Annotated in this window: 17 protein-coding genes; 11 read left to right on the top strand and 6 right to left on the bottom strand. The window is 69.9% G+C overall.

All coding sequences use genetic code 11. From position 1 onward, the window contains the following. Positions 1–55: 55 nt before the first annotated feature. Complete coding sequence (locus LzC2_RS15475) at positions 56–1,687, bottom strand: sialate O-acetylesterase (protein WP_171188624.1); 1,632 nt, start codon at positions 1,685–1,687, stop codon at positions 56–58. 146 nt (positions 1,688–1,833) lie between these two features. Between LzC2_RS15475 and LzC2_RS15470 the strand changes: the two genes are divergently transcribed. Next, complete coding sequence (locus tag LzC2_RS15470; protein ID WP_171188622.1) at positions 1,834–3,285, top strand: MATE family efflux transporter; 1,452 nt, start codon at positions 1,834–1,836, stop codon at positions 3,283–3,285. 206 nt (positions 3,286–3,491) lie between these two features. Here LzC2_RS15470 and LzC2_RS22880 read toward each other — a convergent pair whose 3' ends face one another. Both LzC2_RS22880 and LzC2_RS15460 read right to left on the bottom strand, forming a co-directional pair. Further along, positions 3,492–4,460, bottom strand: a complete 969-nt coding sequence (locus LzC2_RS22880) for a GTPase (protein WP_171188620.1) — start codon at positions 4,458–4,460, stop codon at positions 3,492–3,494. A gap of 146 nt (positions 4,461–4,606) precedes the next feature. Beyond that, a complete protein-coding gene (locus LzC2_RS15460) occupies positions 4,607–5,458 on the bottom strand; it encodes a type III pantothenate kinase (protein ID WP_171188611.1) in 852 nt (283 codons plus the stop codon). A gap of 235 nt (positions 5,459–5,693) precedes the next feature. On the opposite strand from LzC2_RS15460, the gene LzC2_RS22875 reads away from it, so the two are divergent. The 10 genes from LzC2_RS22875 to LzC2_RS15410 all read left to right on the top strand — a co-directional run bounded on the left by LzC2_RS22875 (position 5,694) and on the right by LzC2_RS15410 (position 13,502). Continuing rightward, positions 5,694–7,112: an HD-GYP domain-containing protein gene (locus tag LzC2_RS22875; protein ID WP_171188609.1), complete on the top strand. Its 1,419-nt coding sequence runs from the start codon at positions 5,694–5,696 to the stop codon at positions 7,110–7,112. A gap of 111 nt (positions 7,113–7,223) precedes the next feature. Then, positions 7,224–8,147 (top strand): UbiA-like polyprenyltransferase, encoded by a 924-nt coding sequence (locus tag LzC2_RS15450; protein WP_171188607.1) that lies wholly within the window; start codon positions 7,224–7,226, stop codon positions 8,145–8,147. Between the two features lie 30 nt (positions 8,148–8,177). Next, positions 8,178–8,804, top strand: coding sequence for a Uma2 family endonuclease (locus LzC2_RS15445; RefSeq protein ID WP_171188605.1), 627 nt, complete (start codon positions 8,178–8,180; stop codon positions 8,802–8,804). Between the two features lie 56 nt (positions 8,805–8,860). Then, positions 8,861–10,018 (top strand): aminofutalosine synthase MqnE, encoded by a 1,158-nt coding sequence (gene mqnE / locus LzC2_RS15440; RefSeq protein ID WP_171188603.1) that lies wholly within the window; start codon positions 8,861–8,863, stop codon positions 10,016–10,018. A gap of 3 nt (positions 10,019–10,021) precedes the next feature. Continuing rightward, complete coding sequence (locus LzC2_RS15435) at positions 10,022–10,240, top strand: hypothetical protein (RefSeq protein WP_171188602.1); 219 nt, start codon at positions 10,022–10,024, stop codon at positions 10,238–10,240. 174 nt (positions 10,241–10,414) lie between these two features. Then, positions 10,415–11,281, top strand: a complete 867-nt coding sequence (locus LzC2_RS15430) for a hypothetical protein (RefSeq protein ID WP_171188584.1) — start codon at positions 10,415–10,417, stop codon at positions 11,279–11,281. A gap of 4 nt (positions 11,282–11,285) precedes the next feature. After that, a complete protein-coding gene (locus LzC2_RS15425; protein WP_171188600.1) occupies positions 11,286–12,062 on the top strand; it encodes a hypothetical protein in 777 nt (258 codons plus the stop codon). 202 nt (positions 12,063–12,264) lie between these two features. Continuing rightward, positions 12,265–12,984, top strand: coding sequence for a Uma2 family endonuclease (locus tag LzC2_RS15420; RefSeq protein ID WP_171188597.1), 720 nt, complete (start codon positions 12,265–12,267; stop codon positions 12,982–12,984). 9 nt (positions 12,985–12,993) lie between these two features. Then, the gene (locus tag LzC2_RS15415) at positions 12,994–13,224 is read left to right on the top strand and encodes a hypothetical protein (RefSeq protein WP_171188595.1); all 231 of its coding nucleotides are present in this window, start codon (positions 12,994–12,996) and stop codon (positions 13,222–13,224) included. Then, on the top strand, positions 13,215–13,502 hold the full coding sequence (locus tag LzC2_RS15410; protein WP_171188592.1) for a hypothetical protein: 288 nt from the start codon (positions 13,215–13,217) through the stop codon (positions 13,500–13,502). Before LzC2_RS15415 ends, LzC2_RS15410 begins: the two co-directional genes overlap by 10 nt. A 28-nt stretch (positions 13,503–13,530) precedes the next feature. Here LzC2_RS15410 and LzC2_RS15405 read toward each other — a convergent pair whose 3' ends face one another. The 3 genes from LzC2_RS15405 to LzC2_RS15395 form a co-directional block, all read right to left on the bottom strand. Then, positions 13,531–13,905, bottom strand: coding sequence for a hypothetical protein (locus LzC2_RS15405; RefSeq protein ID WP_171188590.1), 375 nt, complete (start codon positions 13,903–13,905; stop codon positions 13,531–13,533). A 306-nt stretch (positions 13,906–14,211) separates the two neighbouring features. Then, positions 14,212–15,237: a hypothetical protein gene (locus LzC2_RS15400; protein ID WP_171188588.1), complete on the bottom strand. Its 1,026-nt coding sequence runs from the start codon at positions 15,235–15,237 to the stop codon at positions 14,212–14,214. Between the two features lie 142 nt (positions 15,238–15,379). Next, a partial coding sequence (locus LzC2_RS15395) for a hypothetical protein (RefSeq protein WP_171188586.1) occupies positions 15,380–15,919 on the bottom strand: 540 nt, incomplete at its 5' end.

Raw genomic sequence — 15,919 nt, 5'->3', positions numbered from 1 at the left:
CCCTCACCCCCAGCCCCTCTCCCCCAAAAAGGGGGCGAGGGGAGTTACGAACGGCTCAATACTTTCCGTCCGTCACGCCGGGCCAGTCATCGGTGCGGAAGGGGGCGGCGGGCAGGCCGCGGGTGTTGAACAGCGTCACCTGCGGGTTGTCCGCCCAGGCGTACCGGACGCTGGCGATCTCGGAGACCTCCGCCGGAGCCGTCACCTTGACCGTGTTCGGACCGGTCACTTCGGCCTTCGCCCGGTAGAACTTCTTGTCCGCCCCGGCGACGGTGAAGCTGAGCGCCTCGTTCGGGCCGGCCTCATAGTTGTCGCGACGGATCTGAAGAGCGTCGCCGTCGACGTCGAAGGTGACCGTGGCGGTCTGCCCGTCGATCTGGACGTCTTCCATCCGCGGGCTGAGTTGGCCGGAGAGGTCCATGTCGTAGGCGGTCTCCAGCGCCGCGTAGGCCAGACGTTTGCCGACGTCCTCTTTATTGCGGGGATGAATGTCGCGGGCCTCGCCGATGTCGAGGATCACGGCTTGGCCGACGTCGTTCAGCTCGTCGATCGTTTTGTCCTGGGCTTCACGCAGTTCGGCCCACTCGGACGGCGAGTTCGGGTCGTCCTGATAGGCCTTGAAGTTCGCCAGTTGCACCCAGAAGAAGGGGATGGACTGCCCGAACTGCTCGCGCCAGTCCTCGATCATCGCGGGGAAGATCTCGTCGTACTGCTCCGCCCGGCTGGCGTTCGATTCGCCCTGATACCAGATCGCGCCTTTGAGGGCGAAGGGGACCAGCGGGACGATCATGCCGTTGTTCAGCACGCCGGGACGGTGATGGGGGCGGTTGGTTTTGTCGTCCGGGGTCTCCTCCCAGCGTTTCAGCAGGGGGCCGGCGCTTTCCAGCGATTCCAGCGAGGCGGGCCGCGTCCAGGCTTCGGAGGGCGTGCCGCCCCAGCTGGAATCGATCAGCCCGACCGGCTGGCCGATGGCGCCGTGGATCGTCTTGCCGAAGTAGTAGCCGACCGCGGAGAAGCTCGCCGCGGATTCGGGGCTGACTTTGACCCACTGAGCGTTGGAGGGTTCGCCGGCGCCGGGCTCCCCGGACAGGGTCGTGACCGGTTCGCGAACGCTGTTGCGCGGGACGGTGAACAACCGGACGGAATCGTCCTTGGCGGCTTTGATCTCGCGGTCGGCGTCAATGGTCTGCTGGAGCGCCCACGCCATGTTCGACTGCCCGCTGCACAGCCAGACGTCGCCGGCCAGCACGTCGGTGAACACCTTCTTGTTGGCGCCGTCCGGCTGCGGATCCTTGAGGGAACCGAGCATCGCGGTCTGCTGCTCTTCCTCGGTGGCGTCGTCAGCGTCGAGGACGATCAGGATCAATTCGGTTCCCGCGTCGAACGGGCCGATTTCGCACTGCCAGCGGCCGTTTTCGTCGGCGGTCGCGGCGGCGCCCTGCTGACCGGAGAAGGTGAACTCCGCCTCGCCCTTGCCGCGGGTCACGACGGTGGGGGAGACGACCACCTTGCCGCCCGGCTCCGTCGAGCCGAACACCGGCGCCTTCACCCCGGCCTGCAGGACCATGTGGTCGCCGAAGACGGGGGCCGGCGTGACCTCCGCGGACGCGGGGGCGGCGAGACAGGCCAGCAATCCCCCTAAGACGAGGGGCGTGCCGAGCGAACCAAATGCGAGGGATCTTGTCATGAGAGTGTCGAGCGGGAGACACGGACGGGGCGGGAACGAATCGATCGACGCTAATGCGGTCGGAACCCCCGTTCAACCGACCTCGGACGCTCGCTCGCCCCCGGTCCGGGGGGACAAGCCCCCCGGCTCGCTATTCTGCCCGACGCATGGACGTCCCCGCCTCGCCGCCGCCCTCGTCGTACCCGGCCGGGTCGTTGCGCGAACTGTGGGCCGTGGCGGCGCCGCTGGCGATCAGCACGGGGTCGGTCGGCGTGGCGCACGTCGCGGATCGGGTGTTCCTGGCTCGCTTTGACCCGGCGGCGCTGGCGGCGTCGATGCCCGCGGGGATGCTGCAATGGGCGGTGCTCAGCCCCTTTTTAGGGGTGGGAATGACGGTGGGGACGTTCGTCGCCCAGAACGCCGCCGCCGGGCAACCGAGCCGGGCCGCGACTGCCGTCTGGCAGGGCGTGTGGGCGGCCGTGCTCGCGGCGCTGTTCTTCGCGGCGCTGGCCCCCTCGGCGGGGGCGCTGTTCGATCTCGCCGGGCACGGACCGGAGGTGCGGCGGGCGGAGATCGCGTACTTCCAGATGCTCTGCTGGGGGGCGTTTCCCACCGTCGCCAGCTTCGCCCTGTCCGGGTTCTACGCCGGCCGCGGACGCACGAGCGTGGTGATGGCGGTGAACCTCGCCGCGGCGCTGGCGAATATCGGACTGGATTGGATCCTGATCTTCGGCGCCCGCCTGCCGTGGGGGCTGGGCGAGATCCCGGCGTACGGCATCACCGGGGCGGGAGCGGCGACGGCGATGAGCTTCGTCGTCGCCTGCGGCCTCTATCTGCTGTGTATGACTCGGGGCGCCGGCCGGGAGATCCGCATTTATTCTCACGCCCGGTTCGATCGGGCGATGGCGGCGAAGCTGTTGAAAGTCGGGTTGCCCACGGGGCTGAATATGGCCGCGGACGTCGTCGCGTTGACGGCGTTTTTATTCCTCGTCGGACGATTGGGACGCAACGAACTGGCGGCGACGACGCTGGCGTTCAATCTCAATTCCCTCTGCTTCCTGCCGGCGATCGGGCTGGGCAGCGCCGCGACGATCCTCGTGGGGCATCGCGTCGGGGAGGGACGCCCCGATCTGGCGGTGCGCACCGGCTGGCTGGCGACGGCGTCGGGGGCGGCGATGATGTGCGTCAGCGGGGCGATTTTCATTCTGTTCCCCGGGCCGCTGATTGAATTATATCTCGGCGACGGGGACTCCTTCACCCCCGGCGAAACCGCCGCGTTGTGGGCGACGGCGCCGGCGCTGTTGAAGTTCGTCGCGGCCTACAGCTTGTTCGATATCTTTGCGGTGGTCTTCGGCGGCGCGGTGCGGGGGGCCGGCGATACGACCTTTCCCGCGCTGTGGACGATCTTCTGTGCTTGGGGATTAATGGTCGCCCCGACCGCCTGGGGCGTGCTGGGCGGCGGTCACTGGGAAGGCCGCGACGGTGTGTTTTGGGCATGGGCCTGCTGCACGGCGTATATCGTCAGCGGAGGATTGGGCATGACCGCCCGCTTTATCGGCGGCAAATGGAAGGCGATGAGCGTGTTGGAGGAGGGGGCGATCGACGAGATCACGACGTGACGCCCTGCTTTTGCTCCCCTCTCCCTCAGGGAGAGGGGCCGGGGGTGAGGGTGAGCGAACCTTCATACGCACCCGTCCCTGGAGCGACGGGATGAACGCTGAACTCAAGAGCGAGCGCGACGTCAGGGGGCATCGGTCGGTGCAAGCCCCCTCACCCCCGACCCCTCTCCCCCAAAAGGGGGCGAGGGGAGAAGAGGAAGCCTCCCTCACCCACCAATCATGCTCGCTTGCCGGTTCGTCAGCGGAACCGGCGTGCCCGGCGGCGGCGGGGCGGGGACTAATAACCGGGACAGCGCCGCCGACAGCTCCTTCAATCCCTCGCCGGTTTCCGCGGAGACGCCCCGCCAGCCTGCGGGAACCGGGCCGGCGGTCGATAAATCGATTTTATTCCAGACCCGCAGGCGACGCGGGTGCGGGAGGACCGCATCGAGATCGCCCGGGTCCGTGCCGTCCGCGACCTGAATCACCGCATCCGCCTCGGCGAGCGTTTCCCGGGCCTTGGCGACGCCGGCGGCTTCGAGCGGGTCGAGCGTTTCCCGCAGGCCGGCGGTGTCCGTCAATCGCACCGGCCAGCCCTCGATCGCGACCGTCACCCCCACCGCGTCCCGCGTCGTGCCGGCGGTCGGGGAGACGATCGCCCGGCTATAGCCCGCGATCGCGTTTAATAACGAACTCTTCCCGGCGTTCGGCGGTCCGGCGATCACCACGAGCCACGGTTGCGTGAGGTGGCGACCGAACTCGATCCGCTCCCGCATCGCCGCGTGCTGCGACGGATCGCTCAACCCCTCGGCCAGCGTGCCGGACGCCTGATCGAGGATGATCCCCGCACACCGCACCGTCGGGGCGGCGGCCAGCGCGGCCGACAGTTCCGCTTGAAGAATCCCGGCCCGGTCGCGTTCCTGCTCCTCCCAGCTCACCCGCGTCGCCCCGGCGGCGGTCAGGTCTGCGAAGACCCCTTCGACCGCGGCGAGCCCACCGTGGCAGTGGATTTCGGTCTCGCCTTCGGCGGTCCGCACGACGATCAGTTCTTCCCCCGGCCGGTTCTCGTCCGGCTTCGAACCCCACAGCCCGAACGCCGTGCGATCGAGCGGTTGCGCGGAGGCCGGCCGGCCGTTCGCGGCGGCGAACGCGGCGTCGCAGAGCGTCGGCGGACCGATCAATCGAATGACCGCCACCGCCCCGCGACCCGGCGGCGTGAGCAGCGCGGCGGTGGGAACGCCGCTGTTCGGTCGGCCGGCAGCCGGAGGCGCAAGCCGAGGTTCTCCCGCGTGGCCCGCCGAGACGGCCTCGGCTTGCGCCTCGGGCTGCCGATCCCTCGCGTTCATTGCTGCCCGGCCCGCGAGGCCAGAAACAGGCCGGTCAGGGTGAGGTGCGGGGCGAGGTGCGGTTCGCAGCGACGCAAGCGGTCGGCCGTCAGTCCCGCGGCCCCGCCGGTGAGGATCTGAAAGGCCGTTCCGTCGACCCAACCGCCCAGCAGTCGATCGACGGCGGCGGCCTGCATTTCGAGCACGCCCAACCGGATCGCGGCGTCGGTGTCGCGGCCGTCGGCGGGGGCGTCGCCGTGCAAATCGATCTCCGGCAGTTGGGCGGTGTGGGCGTGGAGCGCCTTCACGCACAGCGTCGCCCCCGGCAGGATCGCTCCGCCGAGGAACTCCGGGGGGCCGTCGCCGATTCGCACCGTGTCGATCGTCGTGGCGGTGCCGCAGTCGGCGACGGCGGCGAACCGGCTTCCCGGCGGGGCGAGGGCGGCGGCGGCGAGGGCGTTCAGCAGACGATCCGTGCCGACCCGCGCCGGCTGGCGGGTGCGATTCGCGATCAGCCGGTCCAGCGTCGCGCGGGGCAGTTCGGTCGGGGCGGGACAGGCGTCGGTCGGCCAGGCGGCCAGCAGCGCCGCGGCGCCGGCCGGGTTCACGCCGGCCCAGGTCGCATGTGCGATGGATCCAGCGGTGGCGCCGTCGTTTGCTCCGTCGGGGGCGTATTCGGCGAGGAAGGCCCGCAGGGGCGGCGCCGGGTTCTCGCCGTGCGCGACCCGCAGCGTGGCGAGCGGTTCCGGGGCGGCACCGTCCGGCTCAGCTTCGTCCGGTTCGGCTCCGTCCGGGGCGGCGGCCGCGAACAGCCCGGCTTTCCACCGACTGTTGCCGACCTCGACCACGAGGGTGCGGGACGACGGCATGGGGACGAACGGCGGCGGGGATCGACGGGGGCGGGGGCGCGACAGAACCGGCGCCGTCGGCAGGCGCGGGCGCGAAACGCCGTTTGAACGGGGATTCTAACCGGTCGCCCGGCGTTCCGCCGCCGGGCCATAGGGAATTGACCTAGCGTTTCCCAGTCACCCGCCGCGCCATGAGGGCCCGGTCGTCCCCCGAATCGATTCCCTCGGGGATCGCCTCCTCCCAGCCCGATTGCGCGTGTCGAACGCCGCTCCTGATCTCGCCGACCGGCCCGACGCCGCAGCCGACGCCGACGCCGCGCCGCAATCGGCCGCGACGGTGGAGATGCCTTCGCAGGACGAGTACGTCGCGATGCGGCTGTGCGACCTCAAGCGGGGCACCACGTTGCAAACGCCGATTCTGGACGAGCGCGGCGTGCTGCTGCTGAACGCGGGGATGGTGATCACCGACACGTTCCACGCGAAGCTGGTGGCGCGGGGGCTGGTCTCCGTGATGGTGCACGCGGGGGAAGTCGCCAAGTTGCTCGCCGGCACGCCGCAGGGCGAGGCGACCGAGGCGCCGCCCACACGCCCCGGGGTGGTGGCGGCGGCGTCAAACCCGACCTCCGAAGCGCTCGACCAGATCGCCATGAGCGGTCGCGGCCTCGCGCTGCCGCCGCAGGACAATCCGTTTCGCGACGAACTGGCCGATCGCACCGGCGCCCCTCTGGACCCCGACCGGTGGGAGAAAACGATCGCCGCGATCGGCGACGCCGTCACCGAAGCCGCCGCGATTCAGCGGGAGATCGCCGACGGCCGCGGCGTGAATCTCACCGGCCTGACCGGCTTGGCCGACGCGGCTCTGGACGAACTCGCCGAGGATCGCGATCTGTTCGTCTGCATCGCCCTCAGTCCGCATGGCGGGAATCGGTTGACGAGGCACGGCGTCCATGCGGCCCGACTGGGCGCGGCGGTCGGCGCCGTGATGGGGCTGGACCGCTCGACGCTGCGGGAACTGATGATCGGCATTCTGGTGCACGACGCCGGCATGCTGCGGATCGACCCGGCCGTTTACGAGACCCCCGGCCCGCTGGGCAAAGCGGCGTTCCTGGAGATCACCAAGCACCCCGTGCTGGTGTTCGACGCCCTCAAAAGCGCCCGGGAGGTGCCCGCGCGGTCGGCGTTCGTGGCCTATCAGATCCACGAGCGCTGCGACGGCTCCGGCTATCCCCGCCGCCGCACCGCATCGCAAATGCACGTGCTGGCGAAGGTCGCCGCGGTGGTCGACTCCTTTATCGCGCTGACCGCGTCCCGCTCGTACCGCCCGGCATTGGCGCCGCATCACGCGATTCGACATGTGCTGAAGGAAGCCGGCGCCGGCGCGCTGGACGCCGAGGCCGTGCGGGGCTTGTTGAAGGCGGTATCGCTGTTCCCCCTGGGCAGTCGCGTGAAACTCGACGACGGCCGCCGCGGCCGCGTCGTGCGAACGACCGCCGACTACAGCCGTCCCCTGTTGGAGCTGGACCCGCCCGGCGGCGCCGCCGGCCGAGGCGGCCCGCCGGGCGAACTGCTGGATCTCTCGCAGCGCCGGGAGGTGCAGGTGATGGGCGTCTCCGCCGACGCCGCCCCGTTGATCGAGCAGAACGAGCCGAGCGAATCGCTCGCCGCCGCGGCCTGATCGCTTGCGGTGTCGCGGGCGTCGAAGACTCATCCGGCACCCGCGAAACCGCAAGCGATCGTTCGCCGTGAAGGGTGAAGGGTCCGGGAGGCGATGCGGTAGGTTGAGCACATGACCGCCGTCTCCTCCCCGCCCGCACCCGCAACCGCTCCCGCCCCGCGCCGGGCGACGATCGCGGATTGGTTGGGGCTGATCCGGTTCAGTCACACAGTGTTCGCCCTGCCGTTCGCCCTGATGGCGGCCCTGCTGGCCTGGCGGGCGACCGAGGCGGACGCCGTCAAAATCGCGTGGGATCTGCTGGGCGTGACGCTCTGCATGGCGACGGCCCGAGCCGCGGCGATGGCCTTCAATCGGCTGGTCGACCGCGACCTCGACGCCGCCAACCCCCGCACCGCGAGCCGGCATCTGCCCGCGGGGATCGTCTCCCCGACGGCCGCGGCGCTGTTCACCCTGATCTGCTCCGCGGGGTTCGTCGCGTCGACGCTGCTGTTCCTGCCGAACCGCTGGCCGCTGTATTTATCGCTCCCGGTACTGGCCTGGCTGCTGGGTTATAGCCTGGCGAAGCGGTGGACCTGGTTATGTCACTGGTGGTTGAGCGCGGCGCTGGCGCTGGCGCCGATCGCCGCCTGGCTGGCAATCAGCGGCTCTGTCCAACCCCCGGCCCTGTGGCTGGCGGCGGTCGTGCTGCTGTGGGTCGGGGGGTTCGATATCCTCTATAGCTGTCAGGACGCGGCATTCGATCGCGAGGCCGGTTTGAACAGCGTGCCGGCCCGGTTCGGCATCCCCGCGGCGCTGAAGATCGCCGCCGCGGGCCATCTGCTGTGCGGTCTGTGCCTGTTCGGTCTGTGGCACGCCGCGGACCTCGGCTGGGCGTTCCTCGCCGGGGTCGTCGGCGTGTGCGGATTATTGATGTATGAACACGCCCTCGTCCGGCCGGACGATCTCAGCCGCGTGGGCAAAGCGTTCTTCACGGTGAACGCGGTGATCTCGCTGGGCCTGCTGGCGGTGTTGGGGATCGATCTGGCGGTGTGGTAGAATCGGGTTCATCGTTCCCGGAGGCTTCGTATGGTCACCCGCTCCCAGACCGCCCCGCCGAAGCCCGACGCTCCGGCCGACCCTCGACCGATCGCCGTGCCCGGCACGACCGGCGTGACGCTGGCGGAGTTTCGCGAGATGCGGGATGCTGGCCCGCCGACCGAACTCGTGTGCGGGGAGATCGTCGAAGTGCCGCGGCCCGTCCATCATCACGGCGCCTACTGCTCAATCGTTACGACTCGATTGACTGTCTGGACGAACTACTTTGAGAGGGGGCACGTCCTTTCCAACGACACCGGCTACGTCGTTCAGGAGAACCCGGACACCCTCCGCGGGCCGGACGTGATCTTTATCTCTAAGGAGCGATTGGGGCCGCAAGAGAACTACGACTTGGACGATTGGCTCCGCATTCCCCCGGAGTTGGCCGTGGAGGTAAAAAGCCCCTCCGACAGTTGGCCGCAGACTCGGGCGAAAGCCGTCGAATATCTCCAATCCGGCGTCGCCGAAGTCTGGGTATTGGACGGGCCGACTCGGCAGTTGCGCGTGCACAGAGACCCTGAGAACGATCCGCTGACGCTCGCGGAGAGCGACGAACTGACCAGCCCCGCGCTGCCGGGGTTCGCCTGCAAAGTGGCGGATCTGCTGGCCGTGGGGTGAACGGCGACCCCGCGGGGCGGTTCCCTTCTGGAACCCCGGACCGTAGAACCGCCCCGATGCCCGCCTTCGCCGACCCCGCCGATCCCCGCCTCCAAGCCGTCGAGGCCAAAGTGCACGCCGGCGAGCGGCTGTCGTTCGAGGACGGCCTGTTCCTCGACGAATCGGTCGACGTGCTGACGCTCGGCCGGTTGGCGAACGTCGTCCGGCAACGCCGGTGGGGCGATCTGGCGTTTTATAACACCAACCTGCACCTCAACCCGACGAACGTCTGTATTTATCGGTGCAAGTTCTGCGCGTTCCGTGCGGACCTGCGCGACGAACGAGCCTACACGGTCGACGAAAAGATCATCCACGACCGCGTCGCCGAGGCGAAGCAGAAAGGCGCCACGGAGATTCACGTCGTCGGCGGATTGCACCACAAGAAAAAATTCGACTGGTACGTCGACGTGATCCGCACGATCCACGACGCCTGGCCGGAACTGCATATCAAGGCGTGGACGCCGGTGGAGGTCCACTGGTTCGCCCACATGACCAAGAAGCCCTATGAATGGATCTTCGAGCAATTAATCGACGCCGGCCTCGGCAGTCTGCCCGGCGGCGGAGCGGAGATCTTCGACCCGGAAGTGCGGTCGCAGATCTGCGAACATAAAGCGGACAGCAAGCAGTGGTTCGACGTGCACGACGCCGCCCACCGGGCCGGTCTGCGGAGCAACGCGACGATGCTCTACGGCCATGTCGAACAGGCCAAGCACCGGATCGACCACATGGTCCGGCTCCGCGATCAGCAGGACAAAACGGGCGGCTTCCAGACGTTCATCCCCCTCGCGTTCCACCCGGAGAACACGAAGCTGGACCACATCCCCAAGCCCAGCGGCGTGACCGATCTGCGGATGATCGCCTTGGGCCGTTTGATGCTGGACAACTTCGACCACGTCAAAGCCTACTGGATCATGCTGGGCGAGAAGACCGCCCAGACGGCGCTGGCCTTCGGCGCCGACGACCTCGACGGCACGGTGGTGCACGAGGAGATCTACCACGACGCCGGCGCCAAAACGCCCGAGGGCCTCACCGTGGAGCAACTGCACCGCCTGATCCGCGAAGCTGGCCGCGAACCCGTCGAGCGTGACACCCTCTACCGCCGCGTCCTGCGAGACGCGGAGCAACCGGTCAAATGGCGCGTCGGCGAGCCGGTTACGGCTTCGACGGCGGCTTGACCGATGACGGCTTTCGTCGCCCTGTGCTTCGGCGCCTGGGGGCTTTTGGTCGCCGGCGGCGGCACGGCGTGGTATTGGTGGAAGTACCGCGATCCGCTGGATCGGCCGGACGATTATATGGACAACTTCGTCAACGGCTTGGCACTGACGGTCCTGAGCGCCGCGGTCGCGATGGGTGCGGCGGCGCTCCTCACCGGGGTGCTAGGGTGGGTGTGGGGATAGGCGGGGCTAGATTCGGGCGGGGCGTCCTCCTACCGGCTTTGCGGGCGCCCGAGTGCGAATTCCGCGCCGCGGCGGGGGGCGAACGCCCGTGCGGTGGAACGTCAAGCCCCTTTCCCGGTAGTCTAAGCGGTCCCGCGTCGTTCGTACGCGGTCCCGTTCCGAAAGGTTTCTCGAATGCCCCTGCCCGACGACACGTTCTTCGACGAGTGGAAAGCCGAGCTTTCCCCCGAGGAGCAGGAGGCGTTCGTGCTCGACGGGGCGATCGACGAAGAGGCGTGGGGCAAGGCGCCGCTGAAGGCGCTGTTCGTCACCGCGGAGCCGGACTTCGAAACGGACGAGTCCGTCAAAGAGGCCGGCGACATGCGCAAGCTGCTGTCGGACGACGGCCCGCCGGGCGTCTTCGGCATGGGCCTGGGCCGTTGGGCGGCGATCCTGCTGGAAGGCGCCGTGCCGAAGAAGTTCGGTCGCGTCTCGGCCCGCCACATGACCGCCAACACGGCGATCATCAACCTCAAGAAGACCGGCGGCGGCCCCGAACTGGCCGACTCCCCGGCCCGCGGCGTCGTCAACTGGGCACTGGCTCATCAGGAGCGACTGCTCGACCAGATCGAGATGCTCGCCCCGGAGGTGATCATCCTGTGCGGCGATCGCGTGCTCGCCGCCTGGCCGGTGATGCTCTACGGCGATGCCTCCGAACGGCCGATCATGCGGGGCGAATACGCCTGGGGCGACCCGGACGTGCTGCCCAGCGTGAAGGCGATCCTCGCCACCGTCAGCCCGGCCGCCCCGGGTATGAAGACGGAGTTGAAGAACGCGGAGATCGACCAGTTCGCCGCCTCTGAGGAGGTCCGGAACCTGCACGATTCGCCCCCCGCGCTGCCGGAACCGGAGACGCCCGAGGGCGACGCAGCCCCCGCCGAAGGCGACGCGACCCCCGCCGAAGGCGACGCGACCCCCGCTGACGGCGACGCGGAGCCGTCCGCCGCCGACGCGCCCGAGACGGAACCCAAGACTGAAGCGGCCGGCGGCGAGGAGGAGTAGAACCGTGCCGGCGCCGACCGCCGCGGACCTCGACCCGATCCTGCCGGAACCGCTACGAGTCGAAGCCGCCGCGTGGGCCGCGGCGGCGGACGCCCCCGTCCCCGAGGGGCCGGACAGCACGGCGTTCAGCTTTCAGCCGGACCCGGCGTGGGAGACGGCGGAGGAAGCGTTCATCGAGACGTTCTCGGAGGCGTACCCCGATCTGGAACTCGAAGGCCGCGGCGATATCGTCCGCCTGCTCCCCGCGTTCGGCTCGTTTGATTCGGGGGACCCGCATCCCGGCGGACGGGGGCACGCTCGGCTCTGCTGGCTCTGCGTGAATGCGATCCGCACGGTGTTGCACTGCTGGGACGGCATCGCGGAAAACCCCGAAGCCCGCGACCATCTGTCCGCCCTCGCCGACGTGCTGCGGGGCGACTGGTTCCTCAACGGCGAGGGCGACGAGCCGGACTGGGCGCCGCTGACGGAGGCCGCGGTCGCGATCCGAGACGGCGTGAAGGTGAACGACTGCGACGCTTGCCGAGTGGAGCCAGTGGCGTCGGCGGTCGCCCACGCGGCCCGCTTCGCCCGCGACGGCGACTCGACGGACGCGGCCGCCTGCTTGGCGGACGTGGGCGTGAGCGCCGACGAGGGTTGTTGGTGGCACGACCCGGCCAATCCGGAGTCTGCGCCCGAGGCGTTCGCACCGTGGTTCGCCCGCCACGTCCTCCCGGCGGCCTGGCGGTGCGAGGAACTGCCGCCCACGGAACCGGGCGAGCCGGTGTGGCGGGTGGTGGCCTAGAGCGGCAGGCGAGCCGGGGGGTTCATCCCCCCGGACCGGTGAGCGCAGCGAACCGAGCGGGAGGCGACGTCTCCCAAGCCCGGTCCGGGGGGACAAGCCCCCCGGCTCGCCAGAGGTTTGCCCGGCGGGGTGGGTTCGCGAGCCGGCGTGGCGGGTGGTGTAGACTGATACGACAGGTCTCGTCCCCCCTTTGCCTCGCACGATGCCGCACCTCCTCGACCCGCCGCCGTCCCCGAAGACGCCGCCGACGGCGGACGCATCCCCGGAGACGGCCCGCCGTCCGTTCACCGTCGCCGAACTGGCGGAGCGGTTCGGTTCGCTGCCGGCGTGGCGGGTGCGGACGACGCCGCCGCCCGGGACGGCAACCCGGGAGGACGCGGAACGCCTGCGGGATAGCGGGGATCTGTGCGAACTGGTCGACGGCACCTTAATCGAGAAGACCGTGAGCTATGCCACTTCCGTGATCGCAATTCGCGTCGCGTGGCTGCTGATGGACTACGTGGAGCGGCACAACCTCGGCTGGGTCGGCGGGTCAGACGGTTACGTCGACCTCTACGGAGGAACGTTGCAACGGGCGCCGGACGTCTCCTTGGTGCTTGACGAGCAGTACCCCGACGGACTCCCGCGTCGTGGGTACGTCGAAGGCGCCCCGGCGTTGTGCGTGGAGGTGGTCAGCCCGGACAACACCCGCCCCGAAATGGCCCGCAAGCGGCGGGAGTACTTCGAGAACGGCTGCCGGCTCTGCTGGACGATCTATCCCGCGACCGACGATCAGCCCGCGACCTGCGAAGCGCACACGCCGGAGACCGGCCCCGACGAGGGCGCCGGAACCGTGCTGACCGAAGCCGACGCCCTCACCGGCGGCGACGTGCTGCCGGGCTTCTCCGTCCCCTTCGCCAAGGTGCTGCGGCGGGGGGCGTGAGGTGAAAACGTGACCGACCAGAACCTGCTCGTCGCCGCCGCGGTCGTCGCATTGTTCTGTTGGCCCCTGCTGACGCTGGGCGGGTTGGTCTGGTGGTTCTGGCGCTCCGATCAGCGTTCCGACGTCCCCGCGGTCGATCGCGGACGCGTGCCCGGCCTGTGCATCGTGCTCGTGCTGGCGGCGAGCGTGCTCTCGCTGATCGGGCTGGGAGCCCTGCTCACGCACTTCGATTGGATCTGATCGCCGTGCTCGCCCTCACCAGCGCCGTGACCGGAGCCGCGTTCGCCCTGCTGGCGATCGGCTTATGCCTCTCGCCCCGCACGCGGTGGGCGGCGAAGTGGGCGGCGTTCGCCGCGGTTCTCACCGGCGGGCCGGCGCTGTTGGGGTGGGCGGTGGGGTTCGATCTGGACGACCCGGCGAAACGCTCCGAGGTGCTGTTTCAGGCGGGGCTGTTCAACCTGGCGACGCTCGGCGGGGTCGCCGGGCTGGCATGGCTCGACCGACGAACGCGGCGTTGACCGGGCCGGTCGTCACCGCCGGCGAGCGCTACATGCGGACCGCCGCCACGACCAACGGGGCGAGCGCCGCCTGGGACAGCGCCGCCGTCAGCCAGACCGCCCAGCGGCCGCGGGGCAGCCACACCGCGAGAGCGGTCAGCAGGATGACGAACGCTCCCGCGGAGGAGACGCACAGCGCCGGCATGATCCACGAGCCGTCATCCAGGCCGAACTGCCGGGCCAGCAGGTGCCCCGGCAGCGCCCCCGGTCCGAACAGCGCGATCGCTCCGAGCACGCGGTGGCAGTGGGAGCAGCTCAGCGCCGTCACGCTCCACAGCCACGTCGCCCACCACGGCCCCCACGCGGCGAGAACCGATCCGCCCAGCGCACTCCAGAATCGACGGCCGGGTGTGCGGGCGAACAACGGCGGCTCGTGTCCAGGAGGGCGTTCCGCTCCCCGGAGCCTGTGCGCTGACCCGTCGACCGCGTGTTGCGGCCAGATGGAAAAAGAGCGAACCCGCGGGGGATCAATCCCCGCGGGTTCGCGACAATCAATTTCACCATTCCTTACCGCAATCCGTCGGGCAGCCCTTCCAAACCGCCCGGGGGTCCATCCTCACTGCCTTCCAACGGAAAGCGCCGGAGCGGGGGGACAGCGCCGCGAAGACAATTCTTCGCCTCGTCGTCCTGAAGCCGGTCCGGCGTTCGAAGCGAACGGCCGCGGCGGGGCTCAGGCCTCGACGGCCGGGGGGGCGACGGCGTCGTCGGGCACCGGGGCGCCGGGCAGGGAATCGCTGCCGGGCAGGGGTTCGGTGCTGCTGGGCAGCGGTTCGACCTGCACGTCCGGCTCGGGGGAGGCCGGCACGCCGAGCGCGGGGCCGTAGTTGATCGTCGGCGCGGCCGGTTCCGAGACGATCGTTCCGCCCTGCATGGCGCCGTACGTCCCGCCGTAGATCGTTTGACCGGTCACGGGATCGTGGATGGAGCCGTGATGATGGCCGACGCGCGGTTCGCCGTAGTAATGGCCGGGGTAGACGCCGATGTCCGGTCCGCCGGCCTGCTCGGTCCGGTGAATCGTGCGCGGGTCCGGGGGGGCCGGGAACGCGCCCGCGGGCGCCGGCTGCCACGTCGGCACGTGCTGGTAGGAGTAGCCCAGCTGCGTGGTGTCGGTCGGCATGAAGACATGCGGGGCGACCCGCGGCTTCTGCGAACCCGGCAACCCGTACCACTGGTGCGGGAAGTAGTTCGTGTACGGCAGCACCTGCCGCTGCACGGGGTATCCGATCGGCATCTGCCACCCGTGATCCGGCGGGAGATACGCGTCGTATCCGGCGAGGTGCGGCGGGAGCACGTCCCGGGTTTGCATCGCGTTCCTCGCCGCCCACAGGCGGGCCCTGGCGGCGGGGTCGTTGCTCAGCCGGGGATCGAGGGGGGGATGGTCGGTGCGAACGTAGTTCGTCATCCCGCCGTCGACGCCCGTGTAGACGGACGCCGAGCCGTACGCCGAGCCGCTCATCGGGCCGGAGATGATCTGCTCCGGTCCGCTCCAGGTGCGAATCGAGGCGTCGGCGTCGATGTCTGCGGCGGGAGCCGGCGCCGGCGATTCGGCGGCGACCGTGCGGACGACGCCCTCGGGCGTGCCCTGCGGTCCCGCGGCCAACGCGGGCGCCGAGGCGGCCGCGGTCAGCGCCAGACCGGCGGCGAGCCGGCTCAGGACGACGGGGGAGATGTGAAGGCGAATGAGGCGGGTGGGCATCGTGTCCTCCCGGGGGGATGCGGGTGACGGGAACGGGCGCGAGGCCCGGGAAGAAAAGCGGGGTCTGACTCTCGGGGACGCTCTGCCGACTCCCGCGACGACCCGTCAGGGAGTCGTGCGGGAGTCGGACGGCGTCATGGACTCAGCGGTTGCGGGCGCTGTCGAGCGTCCGGGGGAACGCGATCCCGGTGCGGGGCAGGCCTTGGCCGTGTTCCGGGATGTAGGGGCGGGTCTTGCCCTGCTTCGAGTGGAAGGTGTTGGGCAATTCGACCTGCACCCCGGCCGGCGGGCCGTACAGCCAGCTCGGCGGGCCCGGGCGGGAGATCGGCACCAGTCGGCTGCTGGGCATGCCCCAGCCGTATTCCATCGTGTGACGGACGTTCGGGGCGAGGGGCACGGCCATCGGCACGCCGGTCTGCTGGGAGGCCCACACCTGGCCGGTGCGACGATCGACGTAGCTGGGGTCCAGGGCGTAGACGTGTTCGTACTTCCCGCACAGCCCCTTGCGGCCGTTGGCGGCGTTGGCGCCGATGCCGGCGAGGCTACAGGCGTAGCAGTGCTTCGACCCGCCGCAACGTCCCAGCAGGTGGGGGAGGCAGCCGCCGGGGCACATCCCCGGGACCAGGCAGGCGGGGCAGGGCAGGGGCAGGCCGCCGCCCAGCAGGCAGGCGCCCGGGCAGGG

The organism is Alienimonas chondri, from assembly GCF_013036045.1.
GTDB classification, from domain to species: domain Bacteria; phylum Planctomycetota; class Planctomycetia; order Planctomycetales; family Planctomycetaceae; genus Alienimonas; species Alienimonas chondri.
This window is presented reverse-complemented; position numbering and strand designations above follow the sequence as displayed.

Excerpts from the sequence above, each read along its gene's own strand:
- LzC2_RS15435 (WP_171188602.1), top strand. The coding sequence starts at position 10,022 with ATGACGGCTTTCGTCGCCCTGTGCTTCGGCGCCTGGGGGCTTTTGGTC.
- LzC2_RS15475 (WP_171188624.1), bottom strand. The coding sequence starts at position 1,687 with ATGACAAGATCCCTCGCATTTGGTTCGCTCGGCACGCCCCTCGTCTTA.
- LzC2_RS15400 (WP_171188588.1), bottom strand. The coding sequence starts at position 15,237 with ATGCCCACCCGCCTCATTCGCCTTCACATCTCCCCCGTCGTCCTGAGC.
- LzC2_RS15470 (WP_171188622.1), top strand. The coding sequence starts at position 1,834 with ATGGACGTCCCCGCCTCGCCGCCGCCCTCGTCGTACCCGGCCGGGTCG.
- mqnE (WP_171188603.1), top strand. The coding sequence starts at position 8,861 with ATGCCCGCCTTCGCCGACCCCGCCGATCCCCGCCTCCAAGCCGTCGAG.
- LzC2_RS15420 (WP_171188597.1), top strand. The coding sequence starts at position 12,265 with ATGCCGCACCTCCTCGACCCGCCGCCGTCCCCGAAGACGCCGCCGACG.
- LzC2_RS15430 (WP_171188584.1), top strand. The coding sequence starts at position 10,415 with ATGCCCCTGCCCGACGACACGTTCTTCGACGAGTGGAAAGCCGAGCTT.
- LzC2_RS15460 (WP_171188611.1), bottom strand. The coding sequence starts at position 5,458 with ATGCCGTCGTCCCGCACCCTCGTGGTCGAGGTCGGCAACAGTCGGTGG.
- LzC2_RS15450 (WP_171188607.1), top strand. The coding sequence starts at position 7,224 with ATGACCGCCGTCTCCTCCCCGCCCGCACCCGCAACCGCTCCCGCCCCG.
- LzC2_RS15445 (WP_171188605.1), top strand. The coding sequence starts at position 8,178 with ATGGTCACCCGCTCCCAGACCGCCCCGCCGAAGCCCGACGCTCCGGCC.